The sequence below is a fragment of the Brevibacterium ihuae genome (assembly GCF_900184225.1).
Classification (GTDB): Bacteria; Actinomycetota; Actinomycetes; order Actinomycetales; family Brevibacteriaceae; genus Brevibacterium; species Brevibacterium ihuae.
Map to the genome: position 1 here is coordinate 115,021 of NZ_FXWZ01000003.1, position 11,779 is coordinate 126,799.

The 11,779-nt window shown below is 71.0% G+C and carries 12 protein-coding genes; 4 read left to right on the forward strand and 8 right to left on the reverse strand.

The window, feature by feature from the left end:
- Window positions 1-112: 112 nt before the first annotated feature.
- The gene (locus tag C1A17_RS05870) at window positions 113-1,036 is read left to right on the forward strand and encodes a carbon-nitrogen hydrolase family protein (RefSeq protein WP_101651750.1); all 924 of its coding nucleotides are present in this window, start codon (window positions 113-115) and stop codon (window positions 1,034-1,036) included.
- A gap of 228 nt (window positions 1,037-1,264) precedes the next feature.
- Window positions 1,265-1,702 carry an RNA-binding S4 domain-containing protein gene (locus C1A17_RS05875; protein ID WP_101651752.1) on the forward strand — a complete coding sequence of 146 codons (438 nt, stop codon included), beginning with the start codon at window positions 1,265-1,267 and terminating at the stop codon, window positions 1,700-1,702.
- A 73-nt stretch (window positions 1,703-1,775) separates the two neighbouring features.
- On the opposite strand, the gene C1A17_RS05880 is transcribed toward C1A17_RS05875, so the two are convergent.
- The 6 genes from C1A17_RS05880 to dxr form a co-directional block, all read right to left on the reverse strand.
- Window positions 1,776-2,651, reverse strand: a complete 876-nt coding sequence (locus tag C1A17_RS05880) for a GNAT family N-acetyltransferase (RefSeq protein WP_101651754.1) — start codon at window positions 2,649-2,651, stop codon at window positions 1,776-1,778.
- A complete protein-coding gene (ispG, locus tag C1A17_RS05885; protein ID WP_101651756.1) occupies window positions 2,651-3,799 on the reverse strand; it encodes a flavodoxin-dependent (E)-4-hydroxy-3-methylbut-2-enyl-diphosphate synthase in 1,149 nt (382 codons plus the stop codon). Before ispG ends, C1A17_RS05880 begins: the two co-directional genes overlap by 1 nt.
- 149 nt (window positions 3,800-3,948) lie before the next feature.
- Window positions 3,949-4,770 carry an ABC transporter permease gene (locus tag C1A17_RS05890; protein WP_101651758.1) on the reverse strand — a complete coding sequence of 274 codons (822 nt, stop codon included), beginning with the start codon at window positions 4,768-4,770 and terminating at the stop codon, window positions 3,949-3,951.
- Window positions 4,767-5,828: an ATP-binding cassette domain-containing protein gene (locus C1A17_RS05895; RefSeq protein ID WP_425427278.1), complete on the reverse strand. Its 1,062-nt coding sequence runs from the start codon at window positions 5,826-5,828 to the stop codon at window positions 4,767-4,769. Before C1A17_RS05895 ends, C1A17_RS05890 begins: the two co-directional genes overlap by 4 nt.
- Before the next feature lie 64 nt (window positions 5,829-5,892).
- Entirely contained in the window at window positions 5,893-7,356 is a 1,464-nt protein-coding gene (locus tag C1A17_RS05900) for a M50 family metallopeptidase (protein ID WP_101651760.1), read from the reverse strand.
- Window positions 7,353-8,591, reverse strand: coding sequence for a 1-deoxy-D-xylulose-5-phosphate reductoisomerase (gene dxr, locus C1A17_RS05905; protein WP_101651763.1), 1,239 nt, complete (start codon window positions 8,589-8,591; stop codon window positions 7,353-7,355). Before dxr ends, C1A17_RS05900 begins: the two co-directional genes overlap by 4 nt.
- A 109-nt stretch (window positions 8,592-8,700) precedes the next feature.
- Here dxr and C1A17_RS05910 point away from each other — a divergent pair, with 109 nt between their 5' ends.
- Entirely contained in the window at window positions 8,701-9,897 is a 1,197-nt protein-coding gene (locus C1A17_RS05910; protein WP_101651765.1) for an acyl-CoA dehydrogenase family protein, read from the forward strand.
- Window positions 9,898-10,026: 129 nt separating this feature from the next.
- The gene (locus C1A17_RS05915; protein ID WP_101651767.1) at window positions 10,027-10,527 is read left to right on the forward strand and encodes a mycothiol transferase; all 501 of its coding nucleotides are present in this window, start codon (window positions 10,027-10,029) and stop codon (window positions 10,525-10,527) included.
- A 52-nt stretch (window positions 10,528-10,579) separates the two neighbouring features.
- Here C1A17_RS05915 and C1A17_RS05920 read toward each other — a convergent pair whose 3' ends face one another.
- Both C1A17_RS05920 and C1A17_RS05925 read right to left on the reverse strand, forming a co-directional pair.
- Entirely contained in the window at window positions 10,580-11,215 is a 636-nt protein-coding gene (locus C1A17_RS05920; RefSeq protein WP_101651769.1) for a hypothetical protein, read from the reverse strand.
- Window positions 11,205-11,762, reverse strand: a complete 558-nt coding sequence (locus tag C1A17_RS05925) for a DivIVA domain-containing protein (protein WP_101651771.1) — start codon at window positions 11,760-11,762, stop codon at window positions 11,205-11,207. The genes C1A17_RS05920 and C1A17_RS05925 overlap by 11 nt, the downstream gene beginning before the upstream one ends.
- Between the last annotated feature and the right edge of the window lie 17 nt (window positions 11,763-11,779).

Below are 11,779 nucleotides of genomic sequence, written 5' to 3' on the forward strand. Positions count from 1 at the left end.
GGTGATGGCACGATGGCAGATGGGATCCGGCTCCTGCCGGGCTCCACCCGCTGGACCGCTCACGCATACCGGCGACCGACCCACCGACACCGACCCACCCGAGGAGAACACCATGACCCGCGTCGCCGTCGTCCAGACCGGCTCCGTCCCCTTCGACACCGCAGCCACGACCCGGAGGATCTGCGACCTGCTCGAGGATGCCGCTCTCGCCGGAGCCGAGCTCGCGGTCTTCCCCGAGGCCACCCTCGGCACGTACCCCAAGGGGCTGACGTTCGGCGCGCCGGTGGGTCGGCGCACCGACGCCGGCCGGGACGAGTACCAGCGGTACTTCGACGGCGCCGTCGCCCTCGACGGGCCCGAGCTCGAACAGGTCGCAGAGGCCGCGCGCCGCACGGGTGTATTCACGGTGCTCGGCATCATCGAGCGCCTCGGGCAGACGCTCTACTGCACGGCGGTCCACATCGACGCCGAGCGCGGCATCGTCGGGCACCACCGCAAGCTCATGCCGACCGGTTCGGAGCGCCTGATCTGGGGATTCGGGGACGGATCCACCCTGCCGGTCCACGACTCCCCCGCCGGCCGCGTGGGCTCGGTGATCTGCTGGGAGAACTACATGCCGCTGCTGCGGCAGGCGATGTACGCCCAGGGTGTCGAGGTCTACTGCGCGCCCACCGTCGACGACCGGGACACCTGGCAGCACACCATGGCGCACATCGCGATGGAGGGCCGGTGCTTCGTGCTCGCCGCCTGCCAGGCGATCCGCGCCGAGGACTACGGCGACGACTACGCGAGCACGCTCGAGCCGAACGACGCGGGGTGGCTGATCCGCGGCGGCTCAGCGATCTACGGCCCCTCGGGTGAACTGCTCGCCGGACCGGTCTACGACGAGGAGGCGATCCTCACCGCGGACATCGACGTCTCCGCCCGGTCCCGCACGACCTTCGACTTCGACGCGGTGGGGCACTACTCGCGCCCCGACGTCTTCCGGCTCAGCGTCGACACGCGACCCAAGCCGAGCGTCGAGTTCACCGACTGACCCGGCAACACCACATGCGCGCGGGCGCGGTACCGGGTTGCTTCGACCGCCTCGGTGCTCCCCCGCGCACCCGGTGAGCGGTCTCGACCGCCTCCGCGTTCCGGCGAGCGCGGGGCGAATGGTGTCGGCTACCTCGGCGTCCCGGCGGACCCGGTCCGGGAGGCTGTGACTACCCGTGTCCCGGCCCGCACCTCGGCCGCCGGACCGGTACCCGACTACACTCGTCCCATGCCCGAGCCCCGTTTCGACTCCAGCGAATCCCAGCGCATCGACGTCTGGCTGTGGGCGGTGCGCATGTTCAAGACGCGCTCGGCGGCGACGGCGGCATGCCGGGGCGGCCATGTCCAGCTCGAGGGCCAGCGGGTCAAGGCCTCGCAGAAGGTGCGGATCGGCCAGGAGGTGCGGATCCGGCGCACGGGTTTCGAGAAGATCCTCCGCATCACCGCGCTGCTCGACACCCGGGGCGGCGCCCCGATCGCACAGCGGTGCTACGAGGACCTCACGCCGCCGCCGGATCCGACGCTGCGCGGATGGGTGCCCCGGCGGGACAAGGGCACGGGACGACCGACGAAGAAGGACCGACGTGCGCTCGAGGCGCTCCGAGGACGAGGGCCGGGCACCGACATCCCGGCGGGCGAGCTCCGGTTCGATCCCCGCGATGGCTGACCCGGCTCATCGGGACGGGTGACATTGCGAAGAACTGCGGAATCGTTCTCAGAAACCTTCGGAAATTGAGGTCTCAGTAGATGATGGTGGCGAAGCGGCCGGTCTGGGAGTATCCGGCGCTCCGATAGGTCCGCAGCGCCGGGGCGTTGAAGGCGTTGACGTAGAGGCTGGCGATCGGCGCCACGGTGCGCCGGATGTGGTCGGTCACCGCGACCATTCCCGGGGCGGCGAGGCCCGTGCCGCGGAACACCGGGTGCACCCAGACGCCCTGGATCTGCACCGCGGACCGCGACCGGATCCCGATGTCGGCCTTGAAGACGACCTGCCGCGCGGAGTTCGGCGCCGGCCACCGGGGCAGCGGCGCGCCGTCGGGGCCGCACTCGGCGGTGTAGAGCAGCGTGCTGCCGCTCGAGAGGTTCGCACGCACCTTTCCGACGTACGCCGCCGAACCGTGCTCGACCGGCGAGAACCCGACCTCCTCGGTGAACATCTCGACCGCTGCGGCGTAGGCCTCGCTCACGTCCCCGAGGTCCCCCACCCGCACGGCGGGGGCGGGCGCCACCCGCGGACTGCGGTCGGCGACCATGAAGGGCTGATCCGCCCGTACGCTGCGCGCCGGGCCCCAGCGCAGGCGCCGGTGGAGGTCGATGACGGCGCGGTGATCGCCGATGAGCGAGCAGGCGGGCCGTCCGCGCGAGTTGAGCATGTGCGCGACCTCGACGTTCGTGCGCGGGGTCGCGGCGATCGAGATGATGCTGCCGCCGATCCAATAGGCGGCCACCGGGGACTCGCCGTCGAACACACCCCACAGCGTCCCCGCCGGCGAGGACACCTGCGCGCTCCCGGTGAGCTCGAGCAGGCTCGCGAGGAAGACGTGCTGGGCCGGGTCGGCCTCGGTGAGCCGGCGCAGCCAGTCGGTGTGCTCGTGGCCGAGCCGGGCCAGGCGCATCAGCCGACGACCACCTCGGCAGGGCCGGAGGGAGCGTCCATCTCCTCGGCGATGCGCATGGCCTCCTCGATGAGGGTCTCGACGATCTCGCTCTCCGGAACGGTCTTGATGACCTCGCCCTTGACGAAGATCTGTCCCTTGCCGTTGCCGCTGGCCACGCCGAGGTCGGCTTCGCGCGCCTCGCCGGGTCCGTTGACCACGCAGCCCATGACGGCCACGCGGAGCGGGACCTCCATCCCCTCGAGCCCGGCGGTGACCTTGTCGGCGAGCGTGTACACGTCGACCTGGGCGCGACCGCACGACGGGCACGACACGATCTCGAGCTTGCGGGGGCGGAGATTGAGGGATTCGAGGATCTGGTTGCCGACCTTGATCTCCTCGACCGGCGGGGCCGACAGGGAGACGCGGATGGTGTCGCCGATCCCCTGGCTCAGCAGCGCGCCGAACGCGGTCGCGGACTTGATCGTCCCCTGGAACGCCGGCCCGGCCTCGGTGACGCCGAGGTGGAGCGGCCAGTCGCCGGCCTCGGCGAGGAGCTCGTAGGCGCGCACCATGATGACGGGGTCGTTGTGCTTGACGGAGATCTTGAAGTCGTGGAAGTCGTGCTCCTCGAACAGCGACGCCTCCCACACCGCGGACTCGACGAGCGCCTCGGGCGTGGCCTTGCCGTACTTCTCCATGATCCGCTTGTCGAGCGAGCCGGCGTTGACGCCGATCCGGATCGACACGCCGGCATCCGAGGCTGCCCGCGAGATCTCCTTGACCTGGTCGTCGAACTTGCGGATGTTGCCCGGGTTGACGCGCACCGCCGCGCACCCGGCGTCGATCGCGGCGTAGACGTACTTGGGCTGGAAGTGGATGTCGGCGATGACCGGGATCTGGCTCTTCGCTGCGATCGCGGGCAGCGCCTCGGCGTCGTCGGCGCTCGGGCAGGCCACGCGGACGATGTCGCAGCCGGCGGCAGTGAGCTCCGCGATCTGCTGGAGGGTGGCGTTGACGTCGGTGGTCTTCGTCGTCGTCATCGACTGGACGCTCACCGGCGAATCCGAGCCGACGCCCACGGAGCCGACCCGGATCTGGCGGGTCCGTCGACGCGGGGCGAGGACCGGAGGCGGGGCGGCGGGCATTCCGAGGTTGACCGAGGTCACGTGCTTCCCTTCGACGACTGCAGTGCGCCCGGGCGCGGGCGCGAGACTCACCTTCCATCGTACTCGCCGTGTCTGCCCGGTCGCTGGGAGCGGGCGCACCGGTTCAGGTCCGCCGCCGGCCCCCGCCCCGGGCTGATCAGCTCGCTCGTTCAGGTGCGCCGGTTGTAGAGGACCATGGAGATCGGGCCGAAGATCGCGACGAGGACCCCGGACCACACGAAGACGAGGACGATCCCGCCGAACGACGGGTCCCCGGCCATGACGTCGCGCATCGCGGTGACGACGACGCTCACCGGATTGACCTCGACGAATCCCTGGAGCCACCGGGGCATCGTCGCCGGGTCGACGAAGATGTTGCTCGCGAAGACGAGCGGCATGAGGATGAACATCGAGATCCCCATGAGCGCCTGCTCGGTCCGCACGAGGAGCGCGATCATCGTCCACAGCCACGACAGCGCGAAGGCGAACACGAGGAGGAGGACGGTGGCGACGACGACCGAGAGGAACCCGCCGGCGGGCCGGAACCCGAGGAGGAACCCGAGGCCCAGGGTGATCGTCCCGGCGAGCAGATAGCGGACCTGGTCGCCGAGCAGGGCGCCGACGAGCGGAGCCGGACGCCACACCGGCAGCGAGCGGAAGCGGTCGAACACCCCCTTCTCGATGTCCTTGTTGAGCGTGAGACCGGTGTACATCGTGATCATGATGATGGTCTGGGCGAAGATGCCGGGGACGAGGAACTGGACGTAGGCGTCGATCGACCCGGCGAGCGCACCGCCGAACAGGAAGGTGAACATCAGGGTCATCATCACCGGGAACACCGTGACGTCGAAGAGCTGCTCGGGGACGTGCCGGATCTTGAGGAGGGCGCGCTGGGCGTACACGAGCGCCGCGGCGACGGGCCCGGCGGGCCGCGGGCGGTCGACCGCGCCGTGCAGGACGGCGGTGACCTCCGGGCGGGACGTGGTCGTCATCGGTCGTCCTTCCCCGTCGCGGGACGGTGGTCGGTCCGGTCGTCCGCGACAGGGGCGCCGGTGAGGGTGAGGAACACCTCATCGAGGCTCGGCTGGCCGAGGGAGAACGCGGAGATCGCGATCCCCGCGGCCTCGAGGGCCGGCAGCACTGCCGCGACCGAGGTGCCCGGTGCCACGGTGCACAGGATCTCGGCCGGGTCGGTCTGCGGAAGCGGCTCGACGCCGAGGACGTCGCGCAGCACCGCGGAGGACCGCTCGGCATCGGCAGGATCGGCGAGGCGGACCTTGACGGTCCCCTGGCCGACGAGCGCCTTGAGCTCATCGCTTGTGCCTTCGGCCACCACCCTGCCGTGGTCGATGACCGCGATCCGCGAGGCGAGCTGATCGGCCTCGTCGAGGTACTGGGTGGTGAGAACGACCGTCGTCCCGGCGGCGACGAGGGAGCGCACGATGTCCCACACGTGGTTGCGGCTGCGCGGATCGAGCCCCGTCGTCGGCTCGTCGAGGAACAGGAGCTCCGGGCTGACGACGAGGGAAGCCGCGATGTCGAGACGGCGGCGCATCCCCCCGGAGTAGCGCTTGACCTGCCGGTCGGCGGCCTCGAGCAGGTCGAAGGCGCCGAGGAGCTCCCGTGCCCGGGCGCGGGCAGCCGCCCCGGAGAAGCCGAACAGGCGGGAGAGCAGGAAGAGGTTCTCCTGGCCCGTGAGGTCCTCGTCGAGCGACGCGAACTGCCCGGTGAGAGCGACGCTCCTGCGGACATCGTGCGGCCGGGTCGCGACATCGTGCCCGAGAACGCTCGCCCGTCCTCCGTCGATCGGCAGGAGGGTCGTGAGCATCCGGATCGTCGTCGTCTTGCCGGCGCCGTTGGGGCCGAGGATGCCGTACACGCCCCCGCGGGGGATGGCGAGATCGATGTCGTCGACGGCCACTGCGGTGCCGAACACCTTGCGGAGGCCGACGGCCTCGACGGCGAGTCCGGGTCGGGGATCGGAGAGGGCGGGAGGGGGTGAGGGGATCATCGTGCTCCGGGTGGTCTCAGGGCGACCGGTCGCGCCCATCGGGGACGATCGTACCCCCGGTCGCGCCCATCGGGGACGATCGTACCCCGGGGCACCCGCCGCGTCAGCCGAACAGGCGGACCGGCTCGACGATGTCGACGTAGAGCAGGAGCGCGGTCATGCACAGGAGCACCCCGACCACGACGTAGGTCAGCGGCAGCAGGCGCGCGGTGTCGAACGGACCGATGATCCCGCGCCCGCGCGCGAGGTTGATCCGGCGCCGGGCCCCCTCGTACAGGGCGACGGCGATGTGCCCGCCGTCGAGCGGGAGCAGCGGCACCATGTTGAAGGCGAAGAGGAAGAGGTTGAGCGAACCGAGCAGCGAGAGCCCCACCTGGGCCTTCTCGACGATCTCGAGCTGCTCGGTGCTGACGATCTCCCCCGCCACGCGGCCGACGCCGACCATCCCGATCGGGCCCTCCGGATCGCGTTCGGCACCGCTGAACGCGACCCCGCCGATCTCGATGAGCTTCTCCGGCAGGGTGAAGAGCGCGGTGAAGGTCTGGCCGATCATGCCGACCATCTCGCCCGGGAACTCGGCGAGGGCCATCGGCCGGCGCTCCTGCGTGGGGCTCACGCCGAGGAAGCCGGTGGTCTCCGTGGCCGGGGTGCCGTCCTCGGCGACGACGGGGGCACCGGAGTCGTCGAGCACCGGTCGTTCGGTGGCGATGATCGGCACCTCGATGTCGGACTGGTGGCCGTCGCGCATGATGCGCACCGGCACGGTGTCGCCCGCCGAGTCGCGGACCGCCTGTGAGAGCTCGTCCCACGACTGCGTCGCCTGCCCGTCGATGGCGACGATGACGTCACCGGGCTCGATCCCGACCTCCCACGCGGGGGTGAGCGGGTCGCCCTCGCGGCAGCTGTTGCGCTCCTCCGCCGGTCGCTCGGCGGCCTCCGAGGCCGGTACCGCGCACTCGACGACGGTCGCGACCGTGGTCGTCGGCTGGACGACGCCGAAGCCGAGCATGACGACGGCCATGATGATGATGCCGAGCACGAGGTTGACGAACGGCCCGCCGAACATCACGACGAGCCGGCGCGGCACCGACAGGGCGTAGAAGGTGCGGTGCTCCTCGCCGGGGGCGATCTCCTGGTTGGAGAACGCGCGGGCGTCGGACATGCTCCGCTCGAACAACCGGCCGCGACGCGGGCGGGCCCGGGTGCCGCCTCGGCCCTCGACCTCTGCCGCGGCCCGCGCCGACTTCCGGCGGCGGGCGTCGGCGGTGACGATCTCCTCGGCGTCGTCGGCGCCGCGCAGCTCCTCGGCGCGCGCCCGCGTCGCCTCGACCGGCGGGTACATGCCGGGCATCGCGATGAACCCGCCGAGCGGGAGGGCCTTGATCCCGTACTCGGTCTCGCCGCGGCGGCGGGAGAACAGGGTGGGGCCGAAGCCGACCATGTAGTGAGTGACCTTGACCCCGAACCTCTTGGCGGGGACGAGGTGGCCGAGCTCGTGGAGCGCGATCGAGAGGCTGATCCCGACGAGGAAGAGGACGACGCCGACGGCGTAGAGCAGCGGCGTCACCGGTCGACGAGCTCTCGGGCATGGGCGCGGGCGGCGGCGTCCGCGGCGAGCACGGTCTCGAGGGTGAGCTCGGATTCGGCCCGGTCGGCGCCGGGCACGGACTGCGCGCCGTCGCCGGTGAGAGAGTCGAGCGCGGCGGCGATCCCGTCGCCGATCTGCCCGAACGTGATCCGGCCGGCGTGGAAGGCGTCGACGAGGACTTCGTTCGCGGCGTTGTACACCGCCGGCGCGGTGCCGCCGTGGCGACCGGCCCGGTACGCGAGGTCGAGGGCGGGGAACGCCTCCCGGTCCACCGGCTCGAAGGTCCACGTCGTCGGCGAGGTCCAGTCGTTGGGCGCGGCGGCGCCGGGCACGCGCCGGGTCGCGCCGGAGCGATCGGTGCCGAGCGCGTAGGCGATCGGCAGCCGCATGTCCGGGGGCGACACCTGGGCGAGCGTCGAGCCGTCGACGTACTCGACCATCGAATGGATCTGGGACTGGGGGTGGACGACGACGTCGATCCGGTCGTAGTCGATGTCGAACAGGAGGTGTGCCTCGATGACCTCGAGACCTTTGTTGACGAGCGTTGCGGAGTTCGTCGTGATGACGGTGCCCATGTTCCACGTCGGGTGGACGAGCGCCTGGGCCGGGGTGACGGAGTCGAGCTCGGCCCGGCTCATCCCCCGGAACGGCCCGCCCGAGGCGGTGATGACGAGGCGGCGGACCTCATCCGCCCGGCCGGCGCGCAGCGCCTGCGCGATGGCGGAGTGCTCGCTGTCGACCGGGATGAGGCGCGCGCCGGTGCGCGCGGCGGCGGCGAGCACGACGGGGCCGCCGACGATGAGCGACTCCTTGTTCGCGAGCGCGACGTCCGTGCCGGCCTCGAGCGCGGCGAGCGTGCTCCGCAAACCGATCGCACCGGTCACCGCGTTGAGCACGACGTCGGCGTCGCCGGCGGCGATCCGCTCGCTCGCGGCGGGACCGAGCTCGATGTCCTCGACCCGGTTCGGCAGTCCGGTGCGGGCGGCCTCGGCGTCGAGGAGGCGGCGGATCTCCGCGGCATCGGCGTCCCCGGGGGCGGCGGCGCCGATCCGGCGGGCGCCCAGCCGCACGGCCTGCTCGACGAGCAGTCCGATGTTCGATCCGGCGGCGAGTGAGGTCACGGCGAAGCGATCGGGTTCGGCGAGCGCGACATCGACGGCCTGGGTGCCCACGGAACCGGTCGACCCGATTAGACTGATATGACGAACGTTCACGCTGACCGATGATGTCACTGAATCCTTAGAGGACAGTGAGGTCCCCTGCATCATCATCCGGGGTCAGATACGCGTTCCGACCACGATCGACCACCAGAAAGAGACCGTGATGAGCACAGTTCAGACCCCCGACCAGATCCTCGGCATCGACTCCGTCTTCTCGAAGGAGGACCGCGATTGGGCGGGGATCGTCCGCAAGTGGCTCGACGAGAACGTCCGCGAGAAGATCGGCGACTACTACCTCGAGGGGACGATCCCGGCGCGCGAGCTCGCGGAGGGCCTCGGCGAGCTCGGCGTCCTCGGCATGCACCTCGAGGGCTACGGCTGCGGCGGCGCCACCGCCACCCAGTACGGCCTCGCGTGCCGTGAGCTCGAGGCCATCGACTCCGGCCTCCGCTCGCTCGTCAGCGTGCAGGGCTCGCTCGCGATGTTCGCGATCCACCACTGGGGCTCCGAGGACCAGAAGAACGAGTGGCTGCCGCAGATGGCCGCCGGCAAGGCGATCGGCTGCTTCGGCCTCACCGAGCCCGACGTCGGCTCCGATCCCGCCGGGATGAAGACGACGGCGCGTAAGGACGGCAACGACTGGGTGCTCAACGGCGCCAAGATGTGGATCACCAACTCCCCGGTGTCCGACGTGATGGTCGTGTGGGCGAAGACCGAGGAGCTCGACGACAAGGGCGCGAACATCGTGCGCGGCTTCGTCGTGCCGACGAAGACCGCCGGCGTCGAGGTGCCCAAGGTCCAGCGCAAGCTTTCGCTGCGCGCCTCGATCACCGGTGAGATCGTCCTCGACAACGTGCGCCTGCCGGAGTCGGCGATGCTGCCGAAGGCCAAGGGTCTGCGCGGACCGCTGTCGTGCCTCTCCGAGGCCCGCTTCGGCATCGTGTTCGGCGTCACCGGCGCCGCCCGCGACGCCCTCGAGTCGGCGATCGACTACACGAGCACCCGGATCCAGTTCCAGCGGCCGCTGTCCTCGTTCCAGATCACGCAGCAGAAGCTCGCGAAGGCCCTCGGGCAGTACTCGCAGATCACCCTGCTCGCCGCCCACATCGGTCGGATCAAGGACGAGAAGGGCGCCCGGCCGGAGCAGATCAGCCTCGGCAAGATGGTCACCGTGGACACCGCGATGAACATCTGCCGCGACCTCCGCGCGCTGTTCGGCGGCTCCGGCATCACGAGCGAGTACTCGCCGCTGCGCCACGCGATCAACCTCGAGACGGTCCTCACCTACGAGGGCACCCACGAGGTCCACCAGCTCACGCTGGGACGCGCGATGACCGGGATCAACGCCTTCGCGAACTGATCCGCAGACCGCACCGCGCGGATCCGCCCAACGCTGATCCGCACCCGCACCGCACTCGACCGGGGCGTCGACCTCCGGGTCGGCGCCCCGGTCCGATTCCCGCCCGCCGCAACGAAGGAGACAGCCCCGATGGATCTCAACGCCCTGCTCATAGACGCCTACGACCGCTCCGTGGATGGATGCCGAACGATCCTGAACGAGATCGATGACGACACCCTCCACGCGCGGCTCACCGGGAGCAGCAATTCGATCGCATGGCTCGTGTGGCACATCGCGCGGGAGCAGGACCTCCAGATCGCCCACGCGGCCGGCCGCGAGCAGGTGTGGACCGAGCAGGGCTGGGTGGAGAGGTTCGATCGGGGTCCGGCCGACTTCGGCCTCGGGGACTCCCCGGAGCAGGTGGCCGCCTTCCGCGTCGACGGGCCCGAGGTGCTCCTCGGGTACCTCACCGCAGTGCGCGAGGCCGCCGTCGAGTACCTCGGCACGGTGACCGAGGCCGAGCTCGACGAGGTCATCGACGACAACTTCGACCCGCCGGTGACCCGCGGGGTCAGGCTCGTCTCGATCATCGACGACGCGGCCCAGCACACGGGGCAGGCGGCATTCATCCGGGGTGCGCTCGTCGACTGAGGGCGTGCCGCGTGGTCACAATCATGGGGCGCTGCCGCGATGCGGCGGCGCCTCAGTCGTCCCCGAGCATCGTCGCCACGATCGCAGGTGACCCAGCCAGCTCCCGGGCGGTCGCCTCGGTGCCGTCGGCGCGCTGCAGGACGACGAGATCGGCGGGGAGGGCTGCGGCCGCGGCCGGCTCGATGCGCGCGTCGCGCATCACCGGGTCGAGGTCGACGGGAGTGTCCTCGCCGTCATGGTCGACGACCGCGACCCCCACGAACCAGCTCGGCAGGCGCCGGACGGGCTTGTCGAACGCCTGATGGACATCGCGCGGCGCCTCGGCCGCGGCGGGGACGAACTCGATCCGCCCGACCTCGTCCTCGACGAGCAGCCCGCCCAGGCGGAGCACCGCGAGGCGGGAGAGCACAGCACCGACCGGGGGCACCTCGGCGGCGACCCGCACCCGCACCCCGGGGCCCACCTCGAGCAGGCGCAGCACCCCGGCGAGCTTGGCGACCCGGTCGAGCGCGACCTCGTGGGTGAGCTCGACGGGCCGGCCTGCGCGGTCGGCGGACGTGATGACGGGATCGTCGGCGCGGCCGAGCACGATGGGGTGGTCGAGCAGCTCGTAGACGGGGTTGAGCGTGCCCGGATGGTCCGGTCCGATCGCACCAGGGCGGCGGAACCAGTGGATCTCAGTCGACACTGGCCATGACCTCGACGACGCGGTCGATGAACGCATCGACCTGGTCCTCGTCGTAGGCCCTCTCGCCCTTGCGGACGCGGAAGAGCACACGCCGGACCTCGTCGACGCTCATCGCCTGGCCCTGGGTGAAGTAGCCGTTGATCCGGTCGCACAGCTCGTCGACCTCGATGACGTCGTAGCCGACGACGCCCTTCTCCGGATGCTTGAAGCGCTCGCCCGCAGGACGGGTGAGGCGACCGCGCAGCGAGGCGGCGGCCCGGGTGAGCTCCTGGACCCACGAGTCCTGGCCGGACTTCTCGACGAGGCGGTCGCGGGAGCGCTTGGCGAAGGCGTCCTCGAGGCGGTCGAGGGCGGCATCGACGACGCCCACGTGGTAGCCCTTGCGCACGAGGTCGAACCCGACGGTGCGGACGGCGCGCGCATCGAGGTCGCCGGGCTGCGGGTGCTCGCGCTCGAACGATTCGCGCGCCCGCTTGAAGAAGCTGTCGACCTGCATCGGGTCGTACCCGTTCTTCCAGCCCGACATCCTGGGGAAGTTCGTCTCCACCGTCGTCCTCTCCTCGG

Excerpts from the sequence above, each read along its gene's own strand:
- C1A17_RS05870 (WP_101651750.1), top strand. The coding sequence starts at position 113 with ATGACCCGCGTCGCCGTCGTCCAGACCGGCTCCGTCCCCTTCGACACC.
- C1A17_RS05875 (WP_101651752.1), top strand. The coding sequence starts at position 1,265 with ATGCCCGAGCCCCGTTTCGACTCCAGCGAATCCCAGCGCATCGACGTC.
- C1A17_RS05880 (WP_101651754.1), bottom strand. The coding sequence starts at position 2,651 with ATGCGCCTGGCCCGGCTCGGCCACGAGCACACCGACTGGCTGCGCCGG.
- C1A17_RS05890 (WP_101651758.1), bottom strand. The coding sequence starts at position 4,770 with ATGACGACCACGTCCCGCCCGGAGGTCACCGCCGTCCTGCACGGCGCG.
- C1A17_RS05895 (WP_425427278.1), bottom strand. The coding sequence starts at position 5,828 with ATGGGCGCGACCGGTCGCCCTGAGACCACCCGGAGCACGATGATCCCC.
- C1A17_RS05910 (WP_101651765.1), top strand. The coding sequence starts at position 8,701 with ATGAGCACAGTTCAGACCCCCGACCAGATCCTCGGCATCGACTCCGTC.
- C1A17_RS05915 (WP_101651767.1), top strand. The coding sequence starts at position 10,027 with ATGGATCTCAACGCCCTGCTCATAGACGCCTACGACCGCTCCGTGGAT.